Below are 24512 nucleotides of genomic sequence, written 5' to 3' on the forward strand. Positions count from 1 at the left end.
ATGCAAGTTAGCCCATGCTCATATGATGCGCGCCACCATCTGCCGGCTGTGAGTTCTGCCTCCACGCTCCCCCTGCCCACTCAGCAAGGCAGCGAGCTAGGCAGCTTCACGCTGGTGCTCACAATCGATCCGGTGCCATCCGATCCCCGGTAGGCACGGCAAACCCCGATGCCGCGGTTGGCCAAGTTGGCTTTGATCTGGCGCAGCGAATCGGGTGAGAACCCATACCACTGCATGTGCATCAAGACGGTGTCGCCAGGGACCGCCGCGGAGGCTCGAGAAATGGTGATCGACTTGGATTTCACCTCCCAGTCCTCGGTGTCCCGCGTCCAGATCCATATGGCCATGCCGCGGCTGTCGTAGCCGCAGCGCACCGACCCGTCCACGGCGCCGTAGGGCGGGCGCCCGAAGTTGGTGTGCACCCCGGTGCCGCTCAATTGAGCCCCGGCTTGTTGGCAGCTGAGCGGGCGCAGATCGGGATGGCTGATCGAATGGTTGATAACCCATTGGCCCTTGGCTCGGGCCAGGCTCGGCAGGTCCACCCCATAGCGGGATTTGTAGGAGGCAATGCAGTCACCCGTGGGAGCGAGCACCAGGCCGATATTGGCGCTGGCGGCATAGTCGATGGCCGCCTTGTACTCGGCCAGGGTGCGCGGGCAGTCATCAAAGGTCAGCACGACTCGCGAGGTCCGATTCGGGCCGCTATACAGCGGAGCCGACGGCGGCTTGGGATAAGTGGTCACATAAGTGCCGCTGACCCAGCCGGTATATCCGCCATAGCTCACCTTGTACCAGCCGTTGGAGGCCCGCGCATAGGCGGGAACCGTGGTTCCTTTCGGGATAGTGATCAGGATCCGGTAGCTGGTTGAGCTGCCGGTGCGCAGATTCAAGCTGTCGAGGGTTCGCACATTGGCCGCGACCACGTAGTAGTCGCTGACATACCCGGTGCGCCCGTCATAGCTGACCTTGTACCAGCCGCTGGAAGCCCGCCCCAGGACCGGAACCGAGGTGCCTTTGGGAATGCTCAGCAGCACGGAATAGGCCGTGGAGGGCCCGGTGCGCAGGTTCAGATTGTCGGTGGTTCTGACCCGGGCAGGCAGGTCGATGGACAATTCGCTGGCCACCGCAACGCTAGCTGCTCGCGCCACGGGCGCTACGCTGCTTGCCGGAATGGCCGCCGCAGCCAACGGAATCGAACCGGCCACGAGGGACGCGGCGAGCGCGAGGGCCCCTAGCGAGCGAGTGGCAAAGCCATGAAAATTTTCCCCAAGCATGTTGACTGCGTCCTTATGAAGTTGTTCCCCAATGCTCAACAGTGTCCGCCCGCGATGGACACTGGGCAATACTACGGACAAGGCTTGACCAAATTGTTGGAAATACTCCTTGCCGCTCTTGGTCGCCGGGGTAATGACCACAAACTTCACCCGTTTTGTCACCAATGCTCCACTTTGCTGGTGCCCGTACCCCTGCCCCCAATCCGCTGAACCGTCGGCCTCATGCGGTAGTCTCACTTGTGCAGCAGCAAACGCGCAGGCTGGTGCCACGTTTCGATTCCCAAGGAGCGGCCCGGATGGAGTCCCAAACAGCAGCGAGCTTGCCAGGCACGGCAGGGCAGACCACGGCGGATAATCCTTGGCCGTTGCGAGTCCTTTCGGAAAAGCTCAAAATCCATATTGAGAACTCCCCCTTTGCCTGGGTAGAAGGGCAGCTTCTGGAAGCCAATGTACGCAATGGTCACGCCTACCTGACCCTGCGCGATGTCGATGCAGACAATTCGTTTTCCGTGACCATCTGGTCCTCGGTCATGCGCAAGCTGGAGACCACGCCACAGGTCGGCTCCCGCGTCGTTGCCCGAGTCAAGCCAAGCTTTTATGCCAAGACCGGTCGCCTTTCGCTGAACGCCACCGACCTGCGGCCGGTCGGTCTGGGCGAGCTATTGGTGCGCCTGGAGCGGCTACGCCAAGCATTGGGTGCCGAAGGCCTTTTCGACCCGGGCCACAAGCGCGCGCTCCCGGTGCTTCCAGGACGCATCGGCTTGATCACCGGACGCGACTCGGATGCCGAAAAGGATGTGCTGCGCAATGCCACGCTGCGTTGGCCCTCGGCTCAGTTCAGGGTCATCAATACCGCGGTGCAGGGTGTTGACGCTGCCGCCCAGGTCATGGCGGCACTCAAGGAACTCGATGCTGATCCAGACGTTGATGTGATCGTCATTGCCCGCGGCGGTGGCGCTTTGGAAGACCTTCTTCCGTTTTCCAATGAGGAGCTGGTCCGCGCGGTCTTCGCCGCGCAGACCCCGGTGGTCTCGGCCATTGGCCACGAGGCTGACCGGCCGATCCTCGACGACGTGGCGGACTTGCGCGCCTCAACCCCGACGGACGCGGCCAAGCGCATCGTTCCGGATCTCAATGAGGAATTCACCGGATTGCGGTTGGCACGCAACCGCCTTGAGCGCTCCATCAACAATTTGCTGGAACGCGAGGCTCAATTGCTGGCCGCCGTCCGTGAACGTCCGGTTCTGGCCAACCCGCAGGTCATGGTGACCAGCCGTGCCGAGGACCTGGCCCGGTATCGGCAGCGTTCCAGCGACCTATTGCACTACCGGGTGCAGCGTGCCCGCGACGAGATCACCCATCTGAAATCGCAGGTTCGCGCCCTCTCCCCGCAGCAGACCTTGGACCGCGGCTATTCGGTCACCCAGTTGGCCGACGGCAGCATTGTGCGTGAAGCCGCCAACGCTCCGGTCAACGCCGAAATCTTCATTCGGTTGGCATCGGGCCAATTGGCGGCGCAAACCACCGAATCCCTGCCTGCCGGCGATGCCGCACGCTAACTCGAACTAACGCGAACTACCCTGGAGCCATCATGACTGCACAAATCCCTGAAGATATTGCCAAGCTCTCCTACGAGCAAGCCCGCGAAGAACTGCTTACCGTGGTCAACCAGCTGGAGACTGGCGGTGTTGCCCTGGAGGCTTCACTGGCTTTGTGGGAACGCGGCGAAGCCCTTGCCGCCCACTGCGAAAATTGGCTCAATGGAGTTTCGCAGCGCCTGGAGCAGGCCCGCGCCAAGCAGGTCGGCGCAGATTCGGAATAATCCTGATTGGCTGAAGGCTACTTGGTAGCTTCCAGCCGGGCTTTTTCAGCGGCCACATCGAAGTCGGCTGCTGGCCATGGCACGGTAATTCGCTGCAGCATGTCCAACAGCAGCTCCGCAACGCACAGCCGCGCCCGCCATTTCTGATCCGCTGGAACTACCTGCCATGGGGCTGCGGAATTATCGGTCCGGTTGATGGCGATCTCGTAGGCCTGCTGGTAATCGCCCCACAGCAAGCGGTCATCGATATCCCCGGGCGAGTACTTCCAATGCTTGTCCGGGCGTTCCAGTCGTTCAGCCAGGCGCTCATACTGCTCCTCCTTGCTGATATGCAGCATGATCTTGATCGGGTGGATGTTCTGCTGTGCCAGTTGCTTCTCGAAGTCCACGATTTTCATGTAGCGCGAATCAAGGATGTCCGGGCTGGCCAGCTGCTTGACACGAGCGATCAAGACGTCCTCATAGTGGGATCGGTCAAAGACTCCAACCATTCCCCTGCCTGGCAAGCGCTTGGTGATGCGCCACAAGAAATCATGGGCGGATTCCTCGGGCGTGGGAGCCTTGAACGCATAGTGGTCCACTCCTTGAGGGTCCAACATGCCCATCACGTGGCGAACAATGCCGCCCTTCCCCGAGGTATCCATGCCCTGGAGAATCAGCAGTACCGCGGGCGCGGCCTGTCCCTGAACTGATGCCGCGAAGAGCCGTTCTTGGAGATCCGAGAGCGGCTGGGCGATCTCTTCCAGGCGCTGTTGCGCTGCGTTCTTATTCTGTGGCGCATCGTCGGGCCACCACCCGGGATCCTTGGTTGCCCTTTGTGAAAGTTTCAGGCCCGGTTCGGCACGCAGGGCTTCGAGCAGGTTCGCGGGGTATGTGCTCAAGGCATGCTCCTTCTTCGGTCTTCACTACCGTGAATCTGGATATTTGCCAGCGTACTGGCATTAGCCCGCGGTGTCTCGGAGAATGAATTGGAACGGTGAGTCTTTTCAAGAATTGATCGCCCGGAAAGCCGACAGTTCTGGATCAGCCAACTGGCCCGGAAGGGTTCCACAGATGAATTTGGACAAAAGAAAACACCATCGCACGACCACAATTAATGGCCGTTGTGCGATGGTGTTTTCCGTTGCTTCTATGCGCGGGCGCGCCAGTCCTCCAAGAACTGTCCGATCCGTCCCACGGCGTCGGTCAAGTCCCGCACGCTAGGCAGGGTCACCAGCCGGAAATGGTCGGGACGCACCCAGTTGAAGGCGGTGCCCTGGGTAATCAGGATTTTCTGCGCCTTGAGCAGTTCCAAGGCGAAAATCTCGTCGTCGTGCATCGGATACACTTCTGGATCCAGTTTCGGGAACATGTACAGCGAGCCCTTGGCCTTCTGCACCGAGACTCCTGGGATGGCCGAGAGCAGGTCATAGGCCGCATCGCGCTGTTCCAGCAGGCGTCCGCCGGGCAGGATCAGGTCGTTGATGGACTGGTATCCGCCCAAAGCCGTCTGAATCGCATGTTGCGCTGGCACGTTGGCACATAGGCGCATATTGGTCAGCAGGTTGATGCCCTCGATGTAGTCCGCGGCTTGGTGCTTGGGACCGGAGATGGCCATCCAGCCTGCGCGGAAACCACATACGCGGTACGCCTTGGACAATCCGGAGAAGGTCAGGATCAGCACGTCATCGGCCAGCGAAGCGGTGTTGATGTGCACTGCGTCTTCGTAGAGGATCTTTTCGTAGATCTCATCCGAGTAAACAATCAGACCATGCTTGCGTGCCAGTTCCAGAATCCCCTCAAGGGTTTCCTTCGGATAGACGGCACCGGTGGGGTTGTTCGGGTTGATGACCACGATGCCCTTGGTGCGATCGGTGATCTTGGCTTCCATGTCTTCCAGGTCGGGAAGCCATCCCTCTTCCTCGGTATTCAGGTAGTGCACCGGGGTGCCACCGGCCAGCGAAACCGATGCGGTCCACAGCGGGTAGTCAGGGGCGGGGATCAGGATCTCGTCGCCGTTGTTCAATAGCGCATTCAGCGACAGGGTGATGAGCTCGGAAACACCGTTGCCAAGGTAGATGTCGTCCACGCCAATGGTCTGGATGCCACGGGTCTGATAGTACTGCGAGACCGCGGTACGAGCAGAAAGGATGCCGCGGGAGTCCGAGTAGCCCTGGGCATTTGGCAGGTTGCGAATCATGTCGACAAGCACCGCGTCGGGCGCCTCGAAGCCGAACGGCGCGGGATTGCCGATGTTCAGCTTCAGGATACGGTGCCCTTCGGACTCCATGCGCTGCGCATGCTCCAGCAGCGGACCGCGGATGTCGTAGAGGACGTTGTGCAGTTTCGTCGATTGCTTGAATTCTGCCATGATTACACTTTCTCATGTCAGGTGTGCAGAACACACCTTGTTACTCGGCCACCGTCAGGTGGGGCCGAAATCCTTGGTGGTCGAATTGCTGGAGCAGTGCCATGCGCTGCTAGTCGATAATCCATTCCCAGCGGGTCGCGGCCTGCGCGGGCTTCATCGCCCCGGGCCCGGTGACCATTCGATTCAAATCCACCAAGGTCTGCTGTGACAGATCCCCGGTGATTTTGTTCAATTCGCCGCGGGCCTTGTCATCCACGTTGCCGTTGGCCAGCAACATGAAAGGCTGCGCGTCAAAGAGCTTGGCGGTATCCGTAATGCTCTTGAAGCCCTCATCGGAAATCATCGCGTTGCCGGCGCTCAGGGCGACGGCGCGGTCCACTGAAGCTCGCAGCTGAGTCGCAAGATCAGCGCTCTCCACCACAGAAACCTTCGGCTTCTCGCAACCTTCGGTTTTGAGTGCCGCTTCCAGATTCTTCGTCTCGGAATCATCGGTAATGATGGTTATCTTTTGGCAATCACCAGCCAACGAGGACAGGGAATCAACACTGTGCGTTTGCGCCTCGGCCGAGCTCATCACCAGGACTTTGCCTGAATCAGCGGCACTCAAGTCCAATGCGGCGGCCTTGCCATCCGAATCATTGATCTCGGTGCGCAAATTCTTCAATTCATCAACGGAGAGCACACCGTCTTCGCCGGCGATGCCGGCGGCGTCCTTGGACATGCCCAGCGCAGCTCCTGCGTAATCCACGGCGATGTCTGCTTGCCCGTCAAGTACTTGCTGATAGGGGCTGTCCGGGGACTTGTTGATCTCTACGTCGTATCCCTTGGCCGTCAAAGCATTCTTGTAGACCTCGGCTAGTGCCTGCTGCACCGGTTGCCCGCCACGTGCCAACTTCAAAATTGCGCCCCGGCTCGACTCAGCCGGAGCCGCCGGTTCGTTATCGGTGCAAGCAGACAGTGGCAACAACAGGGCGAGGCACAGGACACCAAGACTGGAGGTTTTTTGCAAGTTCATATCCCTATTGATTCTATGGCAGAGTTTTTTGATTCGACGGTTACTCGCGAGGCGCGGTCAGTCGCAAAATGCTGTCCACCCGCTCAATGCAATTGAGCTGGTCGATTTCTTCGCGCGAGAACCACGCGGCCTGGCTGGTAGATCCATTGACCTCATGGCGCAATTCGCCACCGGTAAGTTTCGCCCGGTAGGTCACGGCCACGGTTTGCATCGGATGCCCTTCGCCCGAGTAGCGTTTTGCTCCGGGAATCACACCGGTGGTGACATCCAGCAGGGACAGCTCCCCCACCGCGTAACCGGTCTCTTCATACACTTCGCGTTTTGCGCCTTCGACAATTGGTTCGCCCAGGTCGATGCCGCCGCCGGGAAGCGACCAGCGAGGCGTGAATTTCGGATCACGATGGCGCATGTCCCAGAGCGTCAGCAGTATCTTTCCTTCGTGTTCCACCAAGCAGTAGGCCGCAAGCCTGGTATCGAAGAATTCACCGGTATGCTCTGAACGTCGTGTCATAACCCCAATATATCGGTTTGTTCACCGTTTATTTTCCCTATCGCTCAGGGCATGAGCTGGTTTATTGGCCAAATATCGCGCTGAAGGCTTGCGAATGTGATGAAATATTCTTATGGCCCAGCACTCAGAGCATTCTTCAAACGTCGATCTTGATGAAATAGATCGAATCATCATCGACGAATTGGTCGCCAACGCGCGCATCTCCAATGCCACACTCGCCCAGCGTGCAGGCATCGCCCCGTCCACGGCCCTGCTGCGCACCCGCTCACTGGTTGAGCGCGGCATCCTCACCGGCTACCACGCAGAGGTTGCCCTCGGCACAGTAGGCCGCACCGTCCAGGCCCTCATCTCGGTGAAGCTTCGCGCCCATGACCGCGAAAAGATCGATACCTTCGTGGAGCGCATCCCCAGCCTTCCAGAGGTGCTCTCGATGTTCCATGTTTCGGGCGGAACCGACTACCTTCTGCATATCGCGGTCGGGTCCACCGACCACTTGCGCGACTGGGTGCTGGACAACCTGGCCACCGACGAATCGGTGGGCCACACCGAAACCACTTTGGTCTTTGCCCACCACCGCGGCAACCGAGGGCCACTGCCTTCAGACGACATGTTGAGCTAGCCGGCACCCCAGGAACTCAGCTCCCAGGCAAAGCGATGGCCCCCACTGAATTTTTTCGGTGGGGACCATCGGCCTCTAGTGCGAAATCTTTATGCGCGGCGGCGCTGCATCACTGCATCCAAGTTCAGCCGCGGCTTGGTGCTGGAAACCGAAAGATCAGCCGCAGGCAAGGTCCCGGTAACTGGAGGAACAGTTTCGGCCACGGGCGCCTCGGGCTCCTTGGGAGCCGATTCCTTGGCGTTCTCTTCACGCTTGACGGCTACCGAGGTCACGGCGGCACGCTCTTCAGCGGAAACTTCCGAAGCCAGGCGCTTGGCGTCTTCGGAGGCCTTCAGGCTGATCTGCTTGCTTGGACGCAGCGGCTCTTCCGCTGGAAGCGGAGCTTTCGGCATGCGCTGGGCAGCGGTTTCGCTGGAAGCCTGGGCAACCTTGGCGATGCGTTCAGATGCCGCAACGTAGGTTGGCTTCGGCACGCGGGTTGGCGCCCAGGTATCAGGCTGCTTCACGCCGCCATGGCCGTGGGCCACACGCAGCGCTTCGGCGCGAAGTTCTTCTGCGGTGATAGCTGGCGCGCGACGGGAGGATCCCGGACGAGCGTCAAAGACCTCTTCGCCTTCGTGCTTGCGGGCGATGACCTGGTTGGCCGAGTCTTCAAAGGCTGGAGTCTGCATCGCCTTCTGGCGGGTTGCTTCCAAATGCTCCAGCAGCTTGCGGTTCCGGTCCCGGACCGCGAGCATGCGCAAGGTGGCGAATGAGAGCACTGCGACCAGGGCGAAGACCCCTACTGTTCCGAAGGACAGTGCGGTGAAGGGGGCCAAAACGACTCCGAGGACGGTGGCGATAACTGCCAGCGCGCCCACCAGCGCGACGGACAATCGGCCATAGCGCACACGTATCTTGAGTTTGGTCGCAGCAACTTCCTGCGAAGCGCTCTGTGACGTGCCAGCCATGTGCGTCCTCCATCACCGATTGAGTCGGTCAACTTCCTTAGAACCGGGTACGGCTCTTTCAAATCAACCCTATGCAACCTTTCTTGCGGTGACACGCACATATGTCGGTGTGTCTATAAGTTTTCAGCACTACTTTGCGCGTTTCCAAGGGCCATTGGCTGAAGAAACTCGCATTCAAGCTTTGCGTTCGTAGATGCGTTCGAGCATCGTGCTGGAAAGCTCTTCGCGGTTCAAGGCAAAGGTCCGATGATCACGCCACGCGCCATCGATGTGCAGGTACGCCCGGCGCACCCCTTCGTCCCGGAATCCCAGCTTCTCGACTACTCGCAGGCTCGGGGCATTTTCGGGGCGGATGTTGATCTCAAGGCGATGCAACTGCAGGTCATCAAAACAGTGGTCGACCACCAGCGCACAGGCTTCGGGCATCAGCCCGAAGCCTGCATGGTTGCGATCAATCCAATAGCCGATGGAAGCAGTGCGCGCGGCACCGTATTGGACAGCGGACAGCGATACCTGTCCGATCAATGGCGGCCTGGACTGATGCAGCTGTGGCAGGGCAATGGCCCATGAATAGCCGGTGCCGTCGCGCGCCGCCTCATCCTTGCCAGCGATCATCTGCCGATAAGTCATCGATTCCGGCGGCCCCATCGGGCTGGTGGGATCCCACGGGCTTAGCCATTGCGCATTGGCATACCGCAGGTTGATCCATTCGGTCTCGTCGCGCATGGTCAACTGGCGCAGCAGCAAACGGTCCGAACCCAATTCGGGAACCAGCTGTGAGGCACGGCGAGAGAAGAACATGAGCACATCTTAATACTCCCGGGTGGCTTAAAATGCATTGCATTGCCGGCCAGATGCAATTCGTTGCATTTTGCGTAAGCTGGTGCCATGACTGCGAAGAACCACGAGACCGAGAAGAAGGCTGTCCGCGCATCCATCCGAGCGTCCAGAGATTCGATGGATACCCGGACGCGTACCGAGCTTGGCGAAAAGCTGGCTGGAACAGTTCTCGGATATCTAGCGCAGAGCACCGGTATCGTCCGCAAGGTTGCCGCCTATACTTCCTCCCCCGGCGAGCCTGATACCGCGAAGCTCCTGGATGCCATGGCCGATGAAGGCATCGAGGTGTTCCTGCCCGTATGCGAACCAGGGTTCGCCTTGTCTTGGGCTGCCTATGTACCGGGGATTGAATTCAAGCGCAGCACCCTGGCCCCGGTGATGGAACCGGTAGGGCCACGGCTGGGAACGCAGCTGTTTGAAGACATCAATACGCTGATCATCCCGGCGCTTGCCATCGATGAGCAGGGGCTTCGCCTAGGACAGGGCGGCGGCTACTACGACCGCTTCCTGCCGCTCATCGAGGATTCCCCGGTGCGGGTCGCGGCGATCGTTTACGACAATGAATTCGTCCCTGCCGGCACCTTCCCTGTCGCCGAGCATGACCAGCCGGTGGACCTCGTGTTTACCCCGGCACAGGTGCACCAGATCATCTAGGGTGCGTGCCGCCGGGGTCCCTGCTTACTCACATTTCGCAACCGGGCGAGCCAAGCGGTGGACGTCCACAGCTTGCATGGGAGGATGAACTATTTCTCCAGGCCCTCCACGGCGCCCCGTCCCCCAACGATTCCCCGGCCGAAACTGCGTCCTGTCCGCACGCGCAGCGAACTGCTGCGGCGCTATCGGAAGCCACTTGCCATCGCCTTTGCGCTCTTGGCCTTGGCTGGTCTGCTCAATGTCTTCTCTTCGGGGCAATTGACCCAGCGCGAAGTGGTCATAGTGACCAGCGATATTGCCGCAGGAAGCGAAATCTCCGCCGCCCAGATTTCGCTGCAGACAGTTCGGCTCGACCCGCAGGATGAGGAAGTGTTCCATTCCCCCGAACAGCTGGTTGGCCAGCGCATCGCGGTGGGGCTCAGCGCAGGAACGGTAATTCGCAAGTATGCGTTGGTGGGCGAGCAACTCCTCGCCGGCACTGCTGAAGGCACCGTGGCCGTCCCGTTGCGCTTGAGCGATCCCGCAACGGTGACCCTGCTTCATCCCGGCCAGCTGGTGGATATCGTCCTGACCACCGGTGACGGTTTTGACCGTGAGATCGCCTCGCGCACTATTGCCCGATCGGTGCCGGTGCTGTGGGTGCCGCACAGTGCCGCTGATTCCGAATTCGGCATGCTCAACGGCGCGGCCCCGACCGGTGAAGGGATTATCGTGGTCGCGGCGGCCAGCAGCCTCTCGGATGACCTGTCCGGCGCGGTGTCGAGGGGCAAGGTCTCAGCCGTCTTGGTCAACTAGCAAGGCGCTCAGCCCCAGTGCGGCGGTTTTTCCCGCTTCATGAGCTCGGCGAGATCTTCTTTCGCTTCGCCCCACATCCGAGGGTCCTGGTCCTTGGCGACAAATTCAGCCAATGGATCAGCGCTGCGTTGCGCCGGGTTTCGGGCAGTAGCCGAGGCCGGGCCATCAGCGGATTGCGGGTCCGCCAAGGCACGGTCAACCGAGGCCGGGTGCGGGACCGGCGAGTAGCTTCCGGTAAGTTGAACGCGCTGTTCCAAATGCTGTGGTGGTGCGACAACGCGCGGCCGCTTGCGGCGGCCGCGCGTTGGTTCTTGCTCAGAAGTCATGACTCCTTGGGCTCCGACCGCTCAGCGGACTGGCTGGCTGGAACCGGTGCCGGTGTGTCGCTCGCCTGCGCGTCGGCAGCGGATGTTTCCGCGGCCTTGGCTTCCTTGCCATCAGCCTGCTTCTCGCCAGAAGGCTCGCCGGCCGCACCCTGCTTGGTCTCCAGCTTGGACTTCGCCGTCTTTAGCAATCCGGTCTTTTCCTTGGGCGCTGGTTCGGTGGTCACCTCGCGGGCTGACACCGGGCGGGCTGCTGCCACAGCACTGCGCGAAGGCGAATCCCCGGAAGGTGCCGGGCTGCTGGATGATTTCAGCGCCAGGGCCCTGGCCAGGCGTTCGGTGACGGCTCCCGGGTCGGTGAACACGTCAATGGTCCACAGCGGGACGTAGCGCCAGCCATGCTTCTCGAAGAATTCCGGGCGCAGCCGGCTGCGCTCGCGAACGGTGAGCTCTGAATAGTGTTCGGTGCCGTCATACACTACCGCCAACGGGCGGATTCCAGTGTCAGCGGCATCAAAGACGTGGGCCGAGAGGTCGAGTACGCCGCGGTAGTCTTCCGAGACGATAGCCCCGCGTTCGCGCAGGCGGCGTGCCAGGTCCGAGACCAGCGGGTCAAAGCGCGGGTTGCGCATGGCGCTGACTCCCGAGTCTCCGGCCTCAACGCGGCCGAAGAGCTCGAAGAACTGGCGGGCGCCGCGGTAGACGCGGTTCAGATCCACATCGCCTGGCAACAGGCTGGAGACCAGGGTCATGCGGCTTCGCGAACGAGTCATCGCAGCGACAAAGAGCTGTTCTCCGCCTTCGCGGGACAGCGCGCCGAATTCGTGCAAGGTCTTGCCGTGCGGAGTGCGGCCATAGCCCCAGGCAAAGATCACGGCATCACGGCGCAGGCCGATCAGGCGATCCATGGTGGTCACAACGAATGGTTCCTGCTTGGAACGCAGGTAGTCCATGGCGTACTTGTGATTTGGCAGCTGGACCCGAATGGCTTCGGCAATGGCTGCCGCGTGGCTGCGATTCGAGGCGATGACCGCCAGGGATTCGCGGCCCTGGTTCTTGAAGTGCTCGAAGACCAGGTCGACAACGCGAGCCACCTCGGCCGCGGTGGTCTGCACGCCATCTTCGCTATTGGACAGCGAACCGGTGGCGTCAGGCACGTACTCGCTGCGCAGCAGCGGCGAATTGCCGCTGATATTCACGGCCATCGGCAGGCGCGAGATGCTGGAGTCGTAGTAGGTGTTGGACAGCTGCTCCACCAGTCCCTCGTCAATCCCCCGGTACACGGTGGACAGCGAACCCGAAACCAGGACCTTGTTCAGCGCGCTGAGCGCCGAACGCTCCTGCTGGAGTTCCACCGCGCGGGCGGTCGGGTCAACCGACACTTCAAAGCGCTTTGGCCCGCCAAGCATTTCATCGCCGATGGCGATGACCTGGCTGGAGCGACGCAAGGCATCAAGGACCTCGCGCAGGGCAAGGTAGTTGGCTTCCAGGAGGATGACCGCGTCGAATTCCGCGTCTTCGGGCAGCGCGCTGCCCAGCAGCAGCGGAGCCGAAACGATCACCGGCGTCAGCGAGTTGGCCAGCGGGGCGCCGAGCTGCAAGAGGCCGGCAATGCTCGGGTTGCCGGACTTGAGCATCTCGCGCAAGGCCCGCGAACCGGCGCGGTGGTCGGCCAGGGCGGCCTTCCAGTTGCGCGACAGGGCCCAGCGGATGCGCTGCGGGCCGGCAGCGATATGCGCGCCGTCGGCCAGGCGGTAGTCGGCTTCGATTTTCTCAAGCTTGGAGCCGTCGTTCATCGCCAGGAAGTCATCCCCGGAAATCATGGCGTCCAGGACGGACTGCCACCAGGCCAGTTCCAGTTCGCTGTCGACCGCGTCGGCGTCGATCTCGCGCTCGGCGAAGTCGTCCAGCAGATCGCCCAGTCCGGCTTCGGCCAGCTGCTCGGAGATCAGGGTGCGCTCGGGCAGTTCTCCCAGATCTTCGCGGCGGTCAACGAGCGCTGCAATGGTATCGAGCAGCTCGGCGATAGGCATTTCGCGCAAGCGCGAGCCCAGGGCCGCTGGAAGCATGCCCGCCAGCTTGTCGATCCGGGCTCCTGCGTCATGGTAGCCGGCTTCAACATCCAGCAATCCGCCGGGAACCTGCGGGTTGCGCTGGCTGGTGGCGATGGCGCGCCAGGCGTCGCGCTGCACCGATACTGCCTGCAGGGCTGCCTGCAGGTCGGCGACGTGCATGCCCGGGCGGACGTATTCCTTGGCGATCTTGCGCAGCCGGGAACGGACGATGGAGCCCATTTCCACGCCGTGCTCGCGGCGCCATGCGCTGGTGGCGGTGGCCGCGATCAGATCGTCGATGTCGCCCTCGAAGATGTCCGATTCGAACTTGTCCAGCGAACCGCGCACGGCGACGAGCAGCTGGAGCTGGTCGCCCCACTTGTCGTAGCTGTCTTCCAGGCGGATCTGCGACTGCTTGGCGATCTTCTCCATGTGCTCGTGGAGAATTGGCAGGTCGCGGCCCAGGCCGCTGGCCAGGTTCAGGGCCTGTTCGGTGGCTTCGGCATTGCGCAGCGGCGCACCGTGCCATGGGCTGGTGGTGTGCTCCTTGGAGTACGCGCCGAGCTGTGCCGCGCGCTTGAGCTGCGCGGCAACATGGCCGCGCTGCCCCATGGAATCGAGGACCGAGCGCTTCAGGCGCACGGTGGTTGATGGCGCCGGTTCCAGCGCGGAGAGCCGCGCCAGCTCCTGCATGGCCTGGTACGGCGAGCAGCCCCAGCGGCTGCGGACCGAGTGCAGCGACTTGACGTGTTCGTGCAGCGCGTGGCGGGATTCGCGCAGGCGCTTGAAGAGCGAGCCGAGCTGCGGCTCGCTGGCCTTCTCGTTGCGCAAGATGGCCTTGGTGAGCAGGGTGCGCAGCTGCTCTGGATCCTCATTGGGTTCCAGCAACAGGCTCGCGGCATCCAGCTGTTCGTTGAACAGCGTCACGAATTCTTCGGCGGCTGAGCGCTGCTCGGCCACCACCAGTACGCGCTTGCCCTGCGAGGCCAAGAGCGCGGCGGCATTCAGCGCGGTCTGGGTGGCACCGGTGCCGGCGGCCGCATTGATGGCTACCGATTCCCCGGCGGCGACGTAGTCGAGCATCTTCGACTGCGACTCATCGGCATCCAGCAGGTAGAGTTCGTCTTCCGGGTCGCGTTCATCCGAGGACTTGACCAGGGTGCTGCTTCCGGTGTGGACCTTGCGGGTGGAAGGCTCGTCCACGGCGCCGGCATCGGATTGCTTGCGCGGGCGGGTGCTGTCCTTGAGGATGTTGCGCACCCGGCGAAGACGCGAGCCTCCCTCTTCGGCGGACTTGGCCTCCTCGGGCTTGGCATCTGCCGCTTCGGGCGCGTCGCCGCTGGCGGCGCCGGCCGGCTTGGGGGCTTCAGGCTTGGCCGCCGCGGTGTTTCCCGGCTTGGCTGCTACCAGGTTGGCCAGGGCTTCGGAGGCCTTGGAGTCAGCGGAGTCCTTGGCCTGCTTTTCGCTCAGGTCCTGGCGGATCAGCGCCTCGATGACCGGGTGCGATCCGGTGAGCTTGGCCGGGTCTGCCGGGTCCATCAGCTCGGAGAAGGTGGACAGCAGCAGCCGGTGGCCCACGACCACGCCGGGCACTTCTGCCATCTGGTGGCGCAGCGCGTCCATGCCGCGCACCGGATCAAAACGGGCAATGGAGTAGGCTGCGGAGTCAACGGCGCTGACATCCACCTTGGCGTTGTGGTCTGCCTCGAATTGGCGGACGAATGCTGGGGAGACGGTGGCACGGCCAACAAGCTGCAGGTCGTAGTCGTCGGCATCAACGTGCTTGGTCAGGGTGATCCGGCCCAGCATGATCGGCGCGGAAACCGGTTCGCTCTTGCCCTCGTGCACGGCACGCCAGTTGGCGACACCGGCGGCCAGGTAGCCGACATCGATGCCGCGCTCTTCCCAGAGCTCGCTGATCTTCGAGGCCAGGGCGCGGGCGGTGCGCCGCGCGGTGGCATACTGCTCGGCATCATGCAGCAGCGTAGAGAGCCGGGTGCGCCGTCCGGCAAGAAATTGCGCCAGCCCGGAGGGATTTGCATGGGTGATGTCGATGCTGTTGGACGTCGACGGGGCAAACCGCAAGGTGGTATCTGCACCCGCGCTTTGTCCCAGGGATTTCACCCAGGTTGCTACCCGCTCGGCGGCAGCATTCTGTCCACTAGCCACGACAGTCATTCCCTTCACTGAACCGACCACTTTCGGGCGCACTGCGGTGCAGAGGCGCCTCTTTCTAACGTAGTGCACAAGCCCGGCAGATCAGGGATGCGAAACACGTTTTAACTGCGGGAAGCGGAACCGCAACCGGTGAGCGCACCTGTTTGAGGTGCAGCTCACCGGCATGCCGGTTCCGCTTCCGATCCGCCAGCCGAAGCTGCGTGGACTAGCAGTATTGCGGGATTACTCCCACTCGATGGTTCCTGGCGGCTTGGAAGTCACGTCCAGCACCACTCGGTTGACCCCATCGACCTCATTGGTGATGCGGTTGGAGATCTTCGAGAGCAGATCGTAGGGCAGGTGCGACCAGTCCGCGGTCATGGCGTCCTCGGAGGATACCGGGCGCAGCACGATCGGGTGGCCGTAGGTGCGGTGATCGCCCTGCACGCCTACCGAGCGAACGTCGGCGAGCAGCACTACCGGCATCTGCCAGACATCCTCATCCAGTCCTGCAGCGGTCAGCTCGGCGCGAGCGATCGCGTCGGCCTTGCGCAGGATGGACAGGCGCTCCTCGTTGACCGCACCGATGATGCGGATGCCCAGGCCCGGGCCGGGGAACGGCTGGCGGCCGACGATTTCCTCTGGCAGGCCGAGTTCGCGGCCTACGGCGCGGACCTCGTCCTTGAACAGGGTGCGCAGCGGCTCGACCAGTTCGAACTGCAGGTCCTCTGGCAAGCCGCCCACGTTGTGGTGGCTCTTGATGTTCGAGGTGCCTTCGCCGCCGCCGGATTCGACGATGTCCGGGTACAGGGTGCCCTGGACCAGGAACTTCACCGGCTCGCCCTCGGAAGCTGCTTCGGCGATGATCGCCGCTTCTGCTGCTTCGAAGGCGCGGATGAATTCGCGGCCGATGATCTTGCGCTTGGTCTCCGGGTCGGTGACCCCGTCCAGAGCGGTCAAGAAGCGCTCGCGCTCGTCGGCAATGTAGAGCTTGGCGCCGGTGGAAGCGACAAAGTCCTTTTCAACCTGCTCTGCTTCGCCTTCGCGCAGCAGGCCGTGGTTGACGAAGACACAGGTCAGCTGGTCGCCGATGGCGCGCTGCACCAGGGCAGCTGCAACAGCGGAGTCTACGCCGCCGGACAGGCCGCAGATGGCCTTGCCGGTGCCCACCTGGGTGCGGATGCGCTCGATCTGCTCCTCGGCGATGTTGTCGGCGGTCCAGTCGCCGGCCAGGCCCGCACCGTTGTACAGGAAGTTCTCCAGGACGTCCTGGCCGAACTCGCAGTGCTTGACTTCCGGGTGCCACTGCACGCCGTAGAGGCGCTTTGCCTCATTGGCGAAAGCTGCGACCGGAGCACCAGCGGTGGTGGCCAGTACTTCGAAGCCCTCTGGAGCTACGGAAACGGAGTCGCCGTGGCTCATCCACACGGTGGGAGCCTGTGCGGCCCCTGCCAGAATGGAGCGTGCTTCGCCGTCAAAGGCGGTTGCGGTGCGGCCGTACTCGCGCAGGCCGGTCTCCGCTACGGTGCCGCCCAGGGCGTTGGCCATGGCCTGGAAGCCATAGCAAATGCCCAAGACCGGCACGCCGGCTTCAAACAGGTCGGCCCCGACGGAAGGGGCGCCATCGGCGTAGACGCTGGAGGGACCACCGGAGAGGATGATCGCTGCAGGGTTCTTGGCCAGGATGGCTTCGGTGGACAGGGTGTGCGGAACGATCTCCGAGTACACACGGGCCTCGCGTACGCGGCGAGCGATAAGCTGCGCGTATTGGGCCCCGTAGTCGACGACCAGAACCGGCTTATGTTCTGGATTGAGGGGAGCAGTAGTCACCGTTACAGTCTACGCGGTTCGCCGCCCGCGAAACAGCCGAAGAACTGTCATCAGCGTCACCAAGCGCCAAGCCGCCAACCCGGGGACAGGACATGAACGCAAACAGCGGGCGAACCAGGTGTTCTGGTTCGCCCGCTGGCTGATGGCTTATTGCCCGATTAGTAGCGCTTGGCGGCCTTGGGGTGGGCTGCCAATTCGCGGTCCACTTCTGCATGCACCTTGGACTCGGTGTAGAAGGACAGGAATGGAATCACGCCACCGAGAGCGATCGTAATGAAGCGCATAAATGGCCAGCGCATCAGCGACCACAGGCGGAAGTCAGAGAACAGGTAAACAACATACAGCCAGCCGTGGGCGATCAGGATGCCCAAGGAGATGTTTGCTCCCCCGACCACTTCAGCGCGGTTGTACAGGCCGATGGAGTTCGCTGCCCCGTCTGCCAGGGTGCCGCCGACAAAGAGTTCCAGGGACCAGAAGTACTTGAAGATCATCTCCACGACCAGCAGCAACAGCATCACACCGGTGATGTAGGCAAAGACCTTGTAGAACTTTGCGGCGCTGCGAATCTGCGCTGGGGTGCCGCCAAATTTCCGGGGCTTCGGTGCGGGGGTGGTGCTGGACATGGCTGGTGGTTCCTTCCGAGTCATGAAAGAGGTCGGTAATGCGTGATGCTAGTCGTTCGTGGTGCCCGGCGGGCTCTGTTCGGTGCCTGCGTCGCGGGCTTGGGCGGCCCGCTCGGCAATCTCGTCGAGGTCCCGCTGATAATCATCGCGGACCATGCGGTACCAGAGGAAGACTGCGAAGCCGGCGAAGAGCACCCATTCGATTCCGTAGAAGACGTTGAGCCAGTTAACCTGGGCTTCCTGTGGCTGTGGCCCGACGTAGATCATGCCGATGCCAGGCTGTTGAACGCTCTCGCCCTTGATAGTGGTGATCTCGTGGGCCGAGATGAATCCGTCATAAAGGACCGAATCCCACATATTCGCAAGCTGCGCCGAAGCGATCGATGGGAGGGTCTTGCTGCGCAGGTCGTGCTCGTTCTCCGGGCCTTCGCTCGGCAGCAGGCGGCCGGTGATTTTCAGTTCGCCCTGAGGCGCTGCCGAGGGCGTGGTTTCCTCTGGCTGCCAGCCGCGCACTACCGCGATGCCGGCCTCCTGCTCCGCGCCATCAACCTTGAATTCGCTGATGACCCAGACGCCTTTTTTGCCGTTTTCGAGTCGCTCGTCGATGAGCCGGTCGGTTCCGGGAACAAATTCACCGGTGAAGGTGACGATCTGGTCCGCTTTGGTGCCCAGAAGCTCGGTGCCGACCTCTTGGTGCTTGATCAGTTCTACCGGCTTCTCGGTCTTGTCGACCTTGACGATGGGCTCGCTCTCGGAGGCGCCGAACTGCCAACCCGAGAGGGCGACGAATCCGGTGGCGAGGGCGAGCGCGGCAATGAGGGCGCCGATCCACTTGGGCTTCAGAGCGGTTTTAAACACCCTCTAACCGTACTTCTATTTGGTGTAGAACTCGAAATAATGAGGGCGTGAGATTGGCCTAACAACCATATTTTTGGTTCTTGGGAACGAACCACGCAAGTTGTTCGTTGAGTTCCAGCGCCCAAGGCTGCACACGCAGACCCGAGGGGCGACGTCGTTAAACGAATCGAGCCCAGTTCATTTTCGTGAACTGGGCTCGAATCCTGGAGATCAGAAGCGGTCAGACTCGTATGGGGAAAGCACCACGTCTACACGCTGGAATTCCTTCAGGGTCGAGTAGCCGGTAGTGGCCATCGAACGGCGCAGTGCGCCAACCAGGTTGGAGGTGCCGTTGGTTTCATGGGATGGGCCATAGAGGACCTTCTCCAGCGAACCGACGGTGCCAACCTTGGCACGGTCGCCACGTGGGCTGGCCTCGTGAACTGCTTCCATGCCCCAGTGGTAGCCGGCGCCCGGTGCTTCTTCGGCGCGAGCCAGTGCGGTGCCGAGCATGACAGCGTCGGCGCCCATGGCGATGGCCTTGACGATGTCCCCGGAGTTGCCCATGCCGCCATCGGCGATGACGTGGACATAGCGTCCGCCGGACTCTTCGATGTAATCGCGGCGTGCAGCAGCCACGTCTGCAATGGCGGTAGCCATCGGCGCGTGAATGCCCAAGGTACGACGGGTGGTCGACGAAGCGCCACCACCGAAGCCGACCAGGACACCGGCAGCACCGGTGCGCATCAGGTGCATTGCCGGGGTGTAGCCAGCGGCGCCTCCAACAATGACAGGGACGTCGAGTTCATAAATGAACTGCTTGAGGTTCAGTGGTTCCGTGGTCTTCGAGACATGCTCAGCAGAAACGGTGGTACCGCGGATGACAAAGATGTCTACGCCGGCAGCAACTACGGTCTTGTAGTGCTCCTGGGTGCGCTGTGGAGTCAGCGATCCGGCAACAACAACGCCGGAGTCGCGGATCTCGGAGATGCGCGAGGTGATCAGTTCCGGCTGGATGGGTGCCGAGTACAGTTCCTGCAGCTTGGCGGTGATCATCGGGTCGTTGCGGGTTGCCGCCTCGGACTTCAAACCGGCGATTTCGGCCAGCACGGCTTCCGGGTTCTCGTAACGGGTCCACAGGCCTTCGAGGTTCAGCACGCCCAAGCCGCCGAGCTTGCCCAGGGCAATGGCGGTGGCCGGCGAGGTCACCGAGTCCATCGGTGCGCCCAGGATAGGGGTGTCAAACTGGAATGCGTCAATCTGCCAGGACACTGAAACGTCCTTCGGATCACGGGTACGGCGATTCGGTACGATCGCTACGTCGTCCAGGGAATATGCCTTCTGTGCCCGCTTGCCGCGGCCGATCTCAATCTCATTGCTCACCTAACTAGGTTACCAAGTCTCGGCCGAATTCCCGCTTTTCATAGAGCTAGGGCACTCTGTCGTGACGTTTCTAAAGCCCCTCATAGCAACAAAACTGTCACCGGAACAGACGAAAATACCCTGCCCTGCGGTGAAAGCTGGTCACCGCAGGGCAGGGCTGAGAAACTAATAGTTTCGTTTTTATTGAGTTTTCGGAACCAAGGATTGAGCGGTACGTGCCAGCGCCGACGCTGCTTGGTGTTCGGCTTCGGCAATCCGGTCCATGGCCTCGGCCATTCGCTCAAACATTGCACTGCGATCGTCCACCGCGACTTCTGGATCGACGAGGTCCGCGAATTCATCCCAGAGCTGGGCCAGCTGCACGTAGTCTGCGCTGTGCTCGCCCAGTGCCGACAATCCTGGCAGGCCGGAAGCTTCGTCGAGGAAGTCCGCGTAGAGTCCGCGCAAAGCGCCTTCGCCGCCAAAACGCGTGTCCGTGAGGAACCCGGAGAGCTGGTTCATGCCACCGGCTAGTCGTTCAGGGTCGGCAAACATGCGAGTCCATCCGGTTTTGGTGGTGGTGTCGCGCAGCCGGGCTGCAAAGCTGTGCATCCCGGTGATGCCGAAGTTCTTGGCGAAGTGCTCCGGAATGCCGGAGAGCTCGCGGGTTCCCAAAAGGCGCGAGGTGGTTTCCTCGATGGCTTCCAGTGCATTGGCGGCCAGGGTTTCCGCCTCCGGCGAGCGCGTGGAAGGCACCCATGCCTGCCAGTGCTTTTCCTTCTTGCGCTTGGCCCGGGCGAATGCCAGGTCCTCTGGGCTGATGACATTCAGTAGGCCCGAGCCATCATCGACCAGCAGATCATCTTCGTGGTCCCCCACGACAACCAGGTCAATGGTTTCAGCTTCATCAACTTCATTGCCATCAATCCATGGCAGTGCGTTGATGGCTACTCGAACCACTACAGCGCGTCCGGCATCCAGTGCTGCATCCATGTATTCGGCAGCCTTCTGGGCGGAGCCAGTGGTGCGTTCATTGATCTTGGCACCGCAGCGAGCCAGCAGGTTCTGGGTATATGGCTCCGGGTGGGCACGGGTGACCAGGGTCGCGGTGGTGGATTCGGCATATTCAAAGGTGAAGACCATGAAGCCGATGCCGCCTGCCAGCCCTGCCAGCAGTGCCTGGCTCAGTGGAGCGCTGGTCAACGGATTGGTGACGCCGGCTTGAACCAGGACGCGGTGCCAGAGCGCGGCATCGTATTGGATGACATCTTCTGGTGCCGGGTACTCCGGCAGTTCGTCTTGCGGAGCTGGCGCGGGTGCAGGTTTAGGAGCCTTGGGCTTGGCCCCGATTTTTCCTTCCCTGGCTTCTTTGGCGTAGTCACGTGCCTGGGCAGCACGAGCAGCTTTAGGGCTTTCCGGTTTCCCGGTGAGGATGTTCTTGCGCGCGGTGGTGTAGCTCTCCCCCGTGCGCGCCATGCGTTCTCGTGCTTGCTTCTTCAGGTTGGCTGGCTGGCCCAAAATGTAGTCCTTTATTGGCGGTCGCGCACAGTCCGCGGGATCCCGCGCCGATTGGTGCTGTTTGCCCATAATTCTACGCGTGGTCGATCAGTCCCCGGTCGCTATCCGTGGTGAGAAATGTCTGGCTCAGGGTGGCAGCCTCTGCGCCCGTTATTCTCCCTGCCATCAGCTAAGCAGGCCAAGGCGCTTTGTTCCCCAGGGCGGTGATCCGCCGTCATTTCCGTGGCGTTCCGGGTGCCCGTTGGAAGTTTCCCGCGCCGACGGATTCTCCCGGGAGCAGTAGATTTTCCGCCACCATCTCGTTTTGCGCCCTTCGGGGTTTCCTGCCTTTCAGGGAACAGGTGAACTATTGAGTAGCGGTTATCTAAAGGTTGGTAATGCGAGCGATGGCGCTTCGGACTTCTTCAGGGTCGCGTGCTTCTGAGTCCAGGGCCCTGTGAATGGTCAGCCCCTCGATCATGGCGTCCAGCAGACGGGCGGTCTGCGGGTCGAAGTGGGCCCCTAGCGCTAACTGGCTGCGCCCCATCCACCAGGTGGTGATGGAGCGGAAGGATGCATCACGGGTGGCGAGGGTATATAGCTCATGCGACAAGATCAGTTCATCGCCTTGACCGCTACTGGCTTGCAGTATCCGTTCAAACACCGCTTGGCAGGCAGATTCCCTATCGGCTGCCTCGGCCATCTGGCGCTCAAATCCATTGCTGATGCTTGTGGCGAATCGGCTGAAGGCGCTGTGCAGGAGGTCGTGCATGCCGTCAAAGTAGTAGGTCATCGCCCCGAGCGGCACGCCTGCCTGGGCCGCGACTTTTCGGTGTGAGGTGCCCGTGACACCGGAGTGCGCAATCACTTCAAGACACGCATCCATGATCTTCTCGCGGCGTTCAGGGTCATTGCGGCGCCCCAGGCGTGAACCGGTGGAGGAGTGTTGAGAGGACATCTAATTATCCAATGGCCCTGATGACCCGAGCTGGGTTGCCCACGGCAACGGTGTTAGCTGGAATGTCCTTGGTGACAACAGCGCCGGCGCCAATAACCGAATTCTCCCCGATGCTCACTCCCGGGCACACAATTACACCGCCTCCAAGCCAGACATTGTCCCCGAGGATAATCGGCGCGGCTGCTTCAAGCTTGTCGCGGCGAGGTTGCGGGTCAATCGGGTGGGTGGGCGTCAGAAGCTGGACATTGGGTCCAATCTGGCAGTCTTCACCAATGGTTATGGTCGCAACATCCAATGCGGTGAGGTTGTAGTTGATGAAGGTGCGGGCTCCGATGTGCAGATTCTCGCCGTAGTCCACAAAGAGCGGGGAGTTTACATGGGCGCCTTCGCCCAAGGTACCGACAAGTTCTGCGAGGATCCCGCGTGCTTGCGGATCCGCCGAGACATCCGCGCGGCGATAGGCTTCAGCCAGCTGGACGCCACGCTGGTGCAGACGTTCATTCTCGGGATCATCCGCGATATACAGGTCACCTGCAAGCATGCGCTCGCGGTTGCTGCGGGAGTCTCCTTCAAAATAATTCTCAGTCATGGGAGCGAATATACACGAGATTTGGGTACACTCGTACATATAATTTGAGTAGTCGTCAAGGCAGTGGCGATGCTTCCATCCCCCCGGCACGGCGAAAGACACCAACGCCCCATGTATTCAATACTCCTGACCATCATCTACCTCGCTTTCATCAGCCTCGGACTCCCCGATTCACTTGTGGGCGCTGGGTGGCCGGTGATGCATCAAGACCTTGGCGTGCCGCAGTCTTTCGCCGGCATCCTCACCATGGTCATTGCCATCGGAACCATCTTTTCCAGCCTTGCTTCGGAACGGTTGACCCGCAGATTCGGCGCAGGTGCGGTGACGGCAGTCAGCGTTGGACTGACCGCAACCGCATTGTTCGGATTTTCGTTCTCCGGCTCATTCTGGATGCTTTGCCTCTGGGCTATTCCGTATGGCCTAGGCGCGGGAGCGGTAGACGCAGCTCTGAACAACTACGTAGCGCTGCACTACGCGGCACGGCATATGAATTGGCTGCACAGTTTCTGGGGCGTGGGGGCCTCGATCAGCCCTTTGATCATGAGCCAAGCCCTGACGTCCGGGATGGGATGGCCTGGTGCCTACAACGTTGTTGCCGTCATCCAAATCATCCTCACGGTGGCGCTGGTCCTCACCCTGCCTCTCTGGCGCAAAGTGAATACCATGACCCCGCGGAACCACAGCCGCACTGAGGTCGAAGCCGATCCAGATGACATTAAAGCGCCGACAACCGAACCTGCCCACATTCCGCTGACACAAGTCCTGAAAATCCCGGGCGTCATGCTGGTCCTCGCGGCGTTCTTCGCGTACTGCGCGCTAGAAAACACGACGATCCTCTGGGCTACGACGTACCTTGCTGGCGATCGTGGCGTGAACCCTGCAACAGCGGCCGCCTTCGCGTCATTCTTTTTGCTGGGCATCACCGGCGGACGCTTTCTCGCTGGATTCTTCGCTGATCGCATCGGCGACCGCAACCTGATTCGCGGCGGCTTCATGATGGTGGGAATCGGTGGCCTGATGCTCCTGCTGCCGCTGGAAACCAACGGCGTTGCCCTGGCCGGGCTCGCTATCGCCGGCCTGGGATCAGCACCGATTTACCCCGCCATTATTCACTCGACTCCGGCCAATTTCGGGCGCCACAACTCACACGCGATCATTGGCATTCAGATGGCCGCAGCCTACCTCGGCTCAACGTTGATGCCTCCGCTATTCGGAGTCTTGTCTTCCTGGGTGGGGCTGTGGCTCTTCCCGCTCTTTGTTCTGCTTCTCGCCGCCATGGGGATGATTTTCTCAGAACGCCTGAACCGTCTTGTGGATGCCAAGTAGCAACCCGCAAAGGAAACTCTGCCGAAGAATTAGAATCTATTCAGTGATTAGTTGCGGACAACGCTCTGACACCCGAATCCACCATCGGCTCCGAGGAATCCACTGAGAACCCAGTTCAACTACCCG

The 24512-nt window shown here is 61.4% G+C and carries 22 protein-coding genes; 6 read left to right on the forward strand and 16 right to left on the reverse strand.

Going from position 1 to position 24512, the window contains the following annotated elements:
• Window positions 1–80: 80 nt before the first annotated feature.
• The gene (locus tag AC6CHO_RS01790; RefSeq protein ID WP_498213371.1) at window positions 81–1274 is read right to left on the reverse strand and encodes an SH3 domain-containing protein; all 1194 of its coding nucleotides are present in this window, start codon (window positions 1272–1274) and stop codon (window positions 81–83) included.
• Window positions 1275–1570: 296 nt separating this feature from the next.
• Here AC6CHO_RS01790 and xseA point away from each other — a divergent pair, with 296 nt between their 5' ends.
• Entirely contained in the window at window positions 1571–2833 is a 1263-nt protein-coding gene (gene xseA / locus AC6CHO_RS01795) for an exodeoxyribonuclease VII large subunit (protein ID WP_498213372.1), read from the forward strand.
• A 32-nt stretch (window positions 2834–2865) separates the two neighbouring features.
• Window positions 2866–3096 carry an exodeoxyribonuclease VII small subunit gene (locus tag AC6CHO_RS01800; protein WP_060702142.1) on the forward strand — a complete coding sequence of 77 codons (231 nt, stop codon included), beginning with the start codon at window positions 2866–2868 and terminating at the stop codon, window positions 3094–3096.
• A gap of 17 nt (window positions 3097–3113) precedes the next feature.
• Here the strand turns inward: AC6CHO_RS01800 and AC6CHO_RS01805 are convergent, their stop codons facing one another.
• The 4 genes from AC6CHO_RS01805 to AC6CHO_RS01820 form a co-directional block, all read right to left on the reverse strand.
• Window positions 3114–3977 (reverse strand): PPK2 family polyphosphate kinase, encoded by an 864-nt coding sequence (locus tag AC6CHO_RS01805; RefSeq protein WP_498213373.1) that lies wholly within the window; start codon window positions 3975–3977, stop codon window positions 3114–3116.
• Window positions 3978–4225: 248 nt separating this feature from the next.
• Window positions 4226–5446 carry a pyridoxal phosphate-dependent aminotransferase gene (locus tag AC6CHO_RS01810; RefSeq protein WP_498213374.1) on the reverse strand — a complete coding sequence of 407 codons (1221 nt, stop codon included), beginning with the start codon at window positions 5444–5446 and terminating at the stop codon, window positions 4226–4228.
• 109 nt (window positions 5447–5555) lie between these two features.
• Window positions 5556–6461, reverse strand: coding sequence for a glycine betaine ABC transporter substrate-binding protein (locus tag AC6CHO_RS01815; RefSeq protein ID WP_498213375.1), 906 nt, complete (start codon window positions 6459–6461; stop codon window positions 5556–5558).
• 40 nt (window positions 6462–6501) lie between these two features.
• Window positions 6502–6972 carry an NUDIX hydrolase gene (locus AC6CHO_RS01820; RefSeq protein ID WP_146275627.1) on the reverse strand — a complete coding sequence of 157 codons (471 nt, stop codon included), beginning with the start codon at window positions 6970–6972 and terminating at the stop codon, window positions 6502–6504.
• A 112-nt stretch (window positions 6973–7084) separates the two neighbouring features.
• Here AC6CHO_RS01820 and AC6CHO_RS01825 point away from each other — a divergent pair, with 112 nt between their 5' ends.
• Window positions 7085–7591, forward strand: coding sequence for an Lrp/AsnC family transcriptional regulator (locus AC6CHO_RS01825; RefSeq protein ID WP_146275629.1), 507 nt, complete (start codon window positions 7085–7087; stop codon window positions 7589–7591).
• 89 nt (window positions 7592–7680) lie between these two features.
• Here AC6CHO_RS01825 and AC6CHO_RS01830 read toward each other — a convergent pair whose 3' ends face one another.
• Window positions 7681–8541: a hypothetical protein gene (locus tag AC6CHO_RS01830; RefSeq protein WP_498213376.1), complete on the reverse strand. Its 861-nt coding sequence runs from the start codon at window positions 8539–8541 to the stop codon at window positions 7681–7683.
• A 174-nt stretch (window positions 8542–8715) separates the two neighbouring features.
• Window positions 8716–9342 (reverse strand): GNAT family N-acetyltransferase, encoded by a 627-nt coding sequence (locus AC6CHO_RS01835; protein WP_146275633.1) that lies wholly within the window; start codon window positions 9340–9342, stop codon window positions 8716–8718.
• An 87-nt stretch (window positions 9343–9429) separates the two neighbouring features.
• On the opposite strand from AC6CHO_RS01835, the gene AC6CHO_RS01840 reads away from it, so the two are divergent.
• Together AC6CHO_RS01840 and AC6CHO_RS01845 are read left to right on the forward strand one after the other, a co-directional pair.
• Window positions 9430–10035, forward strand: coding sequence for a 5-formyltetrahydrofolate cyclo-ligase (locus AC6CHO_RS01840; protein ID WP_498213377.1), 606 nt, complete (start codon window positions 9430–9432; stop codon window positions 10033–10035).
• A gap of 84 nt (window positions 10036–10119) precedes the next feature.
• Window positions 10120–10830, forward strand: coding sequence for an SAF domain-containing protein (locus AC6CHO_RS01845; protein WP_498213378.1), 711 nt, complete (start codon window positions 10120–10122; stop codon window positions 10828–10830).
• Between the two features lie 8 nt (window positions 10831–10838).
• Here the strand turns inward: AC6CHO_RS01845 and AC6CHO_RS01850 are convergent, their stop codons facing one another.
• The 9 genes from AC6CHO_RS01850 to AC6CHO_RS01890 all read right to left on the reverse strand — a co-directional run bounded on the left by AC6CHO_RS01850 (window position 10839) and on the right by AC6CHO_RS01890 (window position 23060).
• Window positions 10839–11156, reverse strand: coding sequence for a hypothetical protein (locus AC6CHO_RS01850; RefSeq protein WP_498213379.1), 318 nt, complete (start codon window positions 11154–11156; stop codon window positions 10839–10841).
• The gene (locus AC6CHO_RS01855) at window positions 11153–15385 is read right to left on the reverse strand and encodes a DNA helicase (RefSeq protein ID WP_498213380.1); all 4233 of its coding nucleotides are present in this window, start codon (window positions 15383–15385) and stop codon (window positions 11153–11155) included. Before AC6CHO_RS01855 ends, AC6CHO_RS01850 begins: the two co-directional genes overlap by 4 nt.
• A gap of 222 nt (window positions 15386–15607) precedes the next feature.
• Entirely contained in the window at window positions 15608–17194 is a 1587-nt protein-coding gene (guaA, locus tag AC6CHO_RS01860) for a glutamine-hydrolyzing GMP synthase (protein WP_498213381.1), read from the reverse strand.
• A 158-nt stretch (window positions 17195–17352) separates the two neighbouring features.
• Entirely contained in the window at window positions 17353–17817 is a 465-nt protein-coding gene (locus AC6CHO_RS01865) for a DUF3817 domain-containing protein (RefSeq protein ID WP_146275639.1), read from the reverse strand.
• A gap of 48 nt (window positions 17818–17865) precedes the next feature.
• Window positions 17866–18675 (reverse strand): SURF1 family cytochrome oxidase biogenesis protein, encoded by an 810-nt coding sequence (locus AC6CHO_RS01870; RefSeq protein WP_498213382.1) that lies wholly within the window; start codon window positions 18673–18675, stop codon window positions 17866–17868.
• A 210-nt stretch (window positions 18676–18885) separates the two neighbouring features.
• Complete coding sequence (locus AC6CHO_RS01875) at window positions 18886–20037, reverse strand: GuaB3 family IMP dehydrogenase-related protein (protein ID WP_444662807.1); 1152 nt, start codon at window positions 20035–20037, stop codon at window positions 18886–18888.
• 180 nt (window positions 20038–20217) lie between these two features.
• The gene (locus AC6CHO_RS01880) at window positions 20218–21534 is read right to left on the reverse strand and encodes a BtrH N-terminal domain-containing protein (RefSeq protein WP_498213383.1); all 1317 of its coding nucleotides are present in this window, start codon (window positions 21532–21534) and stop codon (window positions 20218–20220) included.
• Window positions 21535–21898: 364 nt separating this feature from the next.
• Window positions 21899–22471, reverse strand: coding sequence for a TetR/AcrR family transcriptional regulator (locus AC6CHO_RS01885; RefSeq protein ID WP_498213384.1), 573 nt, complete (start codon window positions 22469–22471; stop codon window positions 21899–21901).
• A 4-nt stretch (window positions 22472–22475) separates the two neighbouring features.
• Window positions 22476–23060 carry a sugar O-acetyltransferase gene (locus AC6CHO_RS01890; protein WP_498213385.1) on the reverse strand — a complete coding sequence of 195 codons (585 nt, stop codon included), beginning with the start codon at window positions 23058–23060 and terminating at the stop codon, window positions 22476–22478.
• A 111-nt stretch (window positions 23061–23171) separates the two neighbouring features.
• On the opposite strand from AC6CHO_RS01890, the gene AC6CHO_RS01895 reads away from it, so the two are divergent.
• Window positions 23172–24386 (forward strand): MFS transporter, encoded by a 1215-nt coding sequence (locus AC6CHO_RS01895; protein WP_498213387.1) that lies wholly within the window; start codon window positions 23172–23174, stop codon window positions 24384–24386.
• Window positions 24387–24512 lie beyond the last annotated feature (126 nt).

This window comes from Glutamicibacter sp. GQ173 (assembly GCF_059759215.1).

Bases quoted from the DNA above. Each gene is read 5' to 3' on its own strand.
- AC6CHO_RS01835 (WP_146275633.1), bottom strand. From the start codon at position 9,342: ATGTTCTTCTCTCGCCGTGCCTCACAGCTGGTTCCCGAATTGGGTTCG.
- AC6CHO_RS01855 (WP_498213380.1), bottom strand. From the start codon at position 15,385: ATGACTGTCGTGGCTAGTGGACAGAATGCTGCCGCCGAGCGGGTAGCA.
- AC6CHO_RS01820 (WP_146275627.1), bottom strand. From the start codon at position 6,972: ATGACACGACGTTCAGAGCATACCGGTGAATTCTTCGATACCAGGCTT.
- xseA (WP_498213372.1), top strand. From the start codon at position 1,571: ATGGAGTCCCAAACAGCAGCGAGCTTGCCAGGCACGGCAGGGCAGACC.
- AC6CHO_RS01810 (WP_498213374.1), bottom strand. From the start codon at position 5,446: ATGGCAGAATTCAAGCAATCGACGAAACTGCACAACGTCCTCTACGAC.
- AC6CHO_RS01840 (WP_498213377.1), top strand. From the start codon at position 9,430: ATGACTGCGAAGAACCACGAGACCGAGAAGAAGGCTGTCCGCGCATCC.
- AC6CHO_RS01890 (WP_498213385.1), bottom strand. From the start codon at position 23,060: ATGACTGAGAATTATTTTGAAGGAGACTCCCGCAGCAACCGCGAGCGC.
- AC6CHO_RS01865 (WP_146275639.1), bottom strand. From the start codon at position 17,817: ATGTCCAGCACCACCCCCGCACCGAAGCCCCGGAAATTTGGCGGCACC.
- AC6CHO_RS01895 (WP_498213387.1), top strand. From the start codon at position 23,172: ATGTATTCAATACTCCTGACCATCATCTACCTCGCTTTCATCAGCCTC.
- AC6CHO_RS01815 (WP_498213375.1), bottom strand. From the start codon at position 6,461: ATGAACTTGCAAAAAACCTCCAGTCTTGGTGTCCTGTGCCTCGCCCTG.
- AC6CHO_RS01790 (WP_498213371.1), bottom strand. From the start codon at position 1,274: ATGCTTGGGGAAAATTTTCATGGCTTTGCCACTCGCTCGCTAGGGGCC.
- AC6CHO_RS01885 (WP_498213384.1), bottom strand. From the start codon at position 22,471: ATGTCCTCTCAACACTCCTCCACCGGTTCACGCCTGGGGCGCCGCAAT.
- AC6CHO_RS01845 (WP_498213378.1), top strand. From the start codon at position 10,120: ATGAACTATTTCTCCAGGCCCTCCACGGCGCCCCGTCCCCCAACGATT.
- AC6CHO_RS01850 (WP_498213379.1), bottom strand. From the start codon at position 11,156: ATGACTTCTGAGCAAGAACCAACGCGCGGCCGCCGCAAGCGGCCGCGC.
- AC6CHO_RS01800 (WP_060702142.1), top strand. From the start codon at position 2,866: ATGACTGCACAAATCCCTGAAGATATTGCCAAGCTCTCCTACGAGCAA.
- AC6CHO_RS01830 (WP_498213376.1), bottom strand. From the start codon at position 8,541: ATGGCTGGCACGTCACAGAGCGCTTCGCAGGAAGTTGCTGCGACCAAA.
- AC6CHO_RS01825 (WP_146275629.1), top strand. From the start codon at position 7,085: ATGGCCCAGCACTCAGAGCATTCTTCAAACGTCGATCTTGATGAAATA.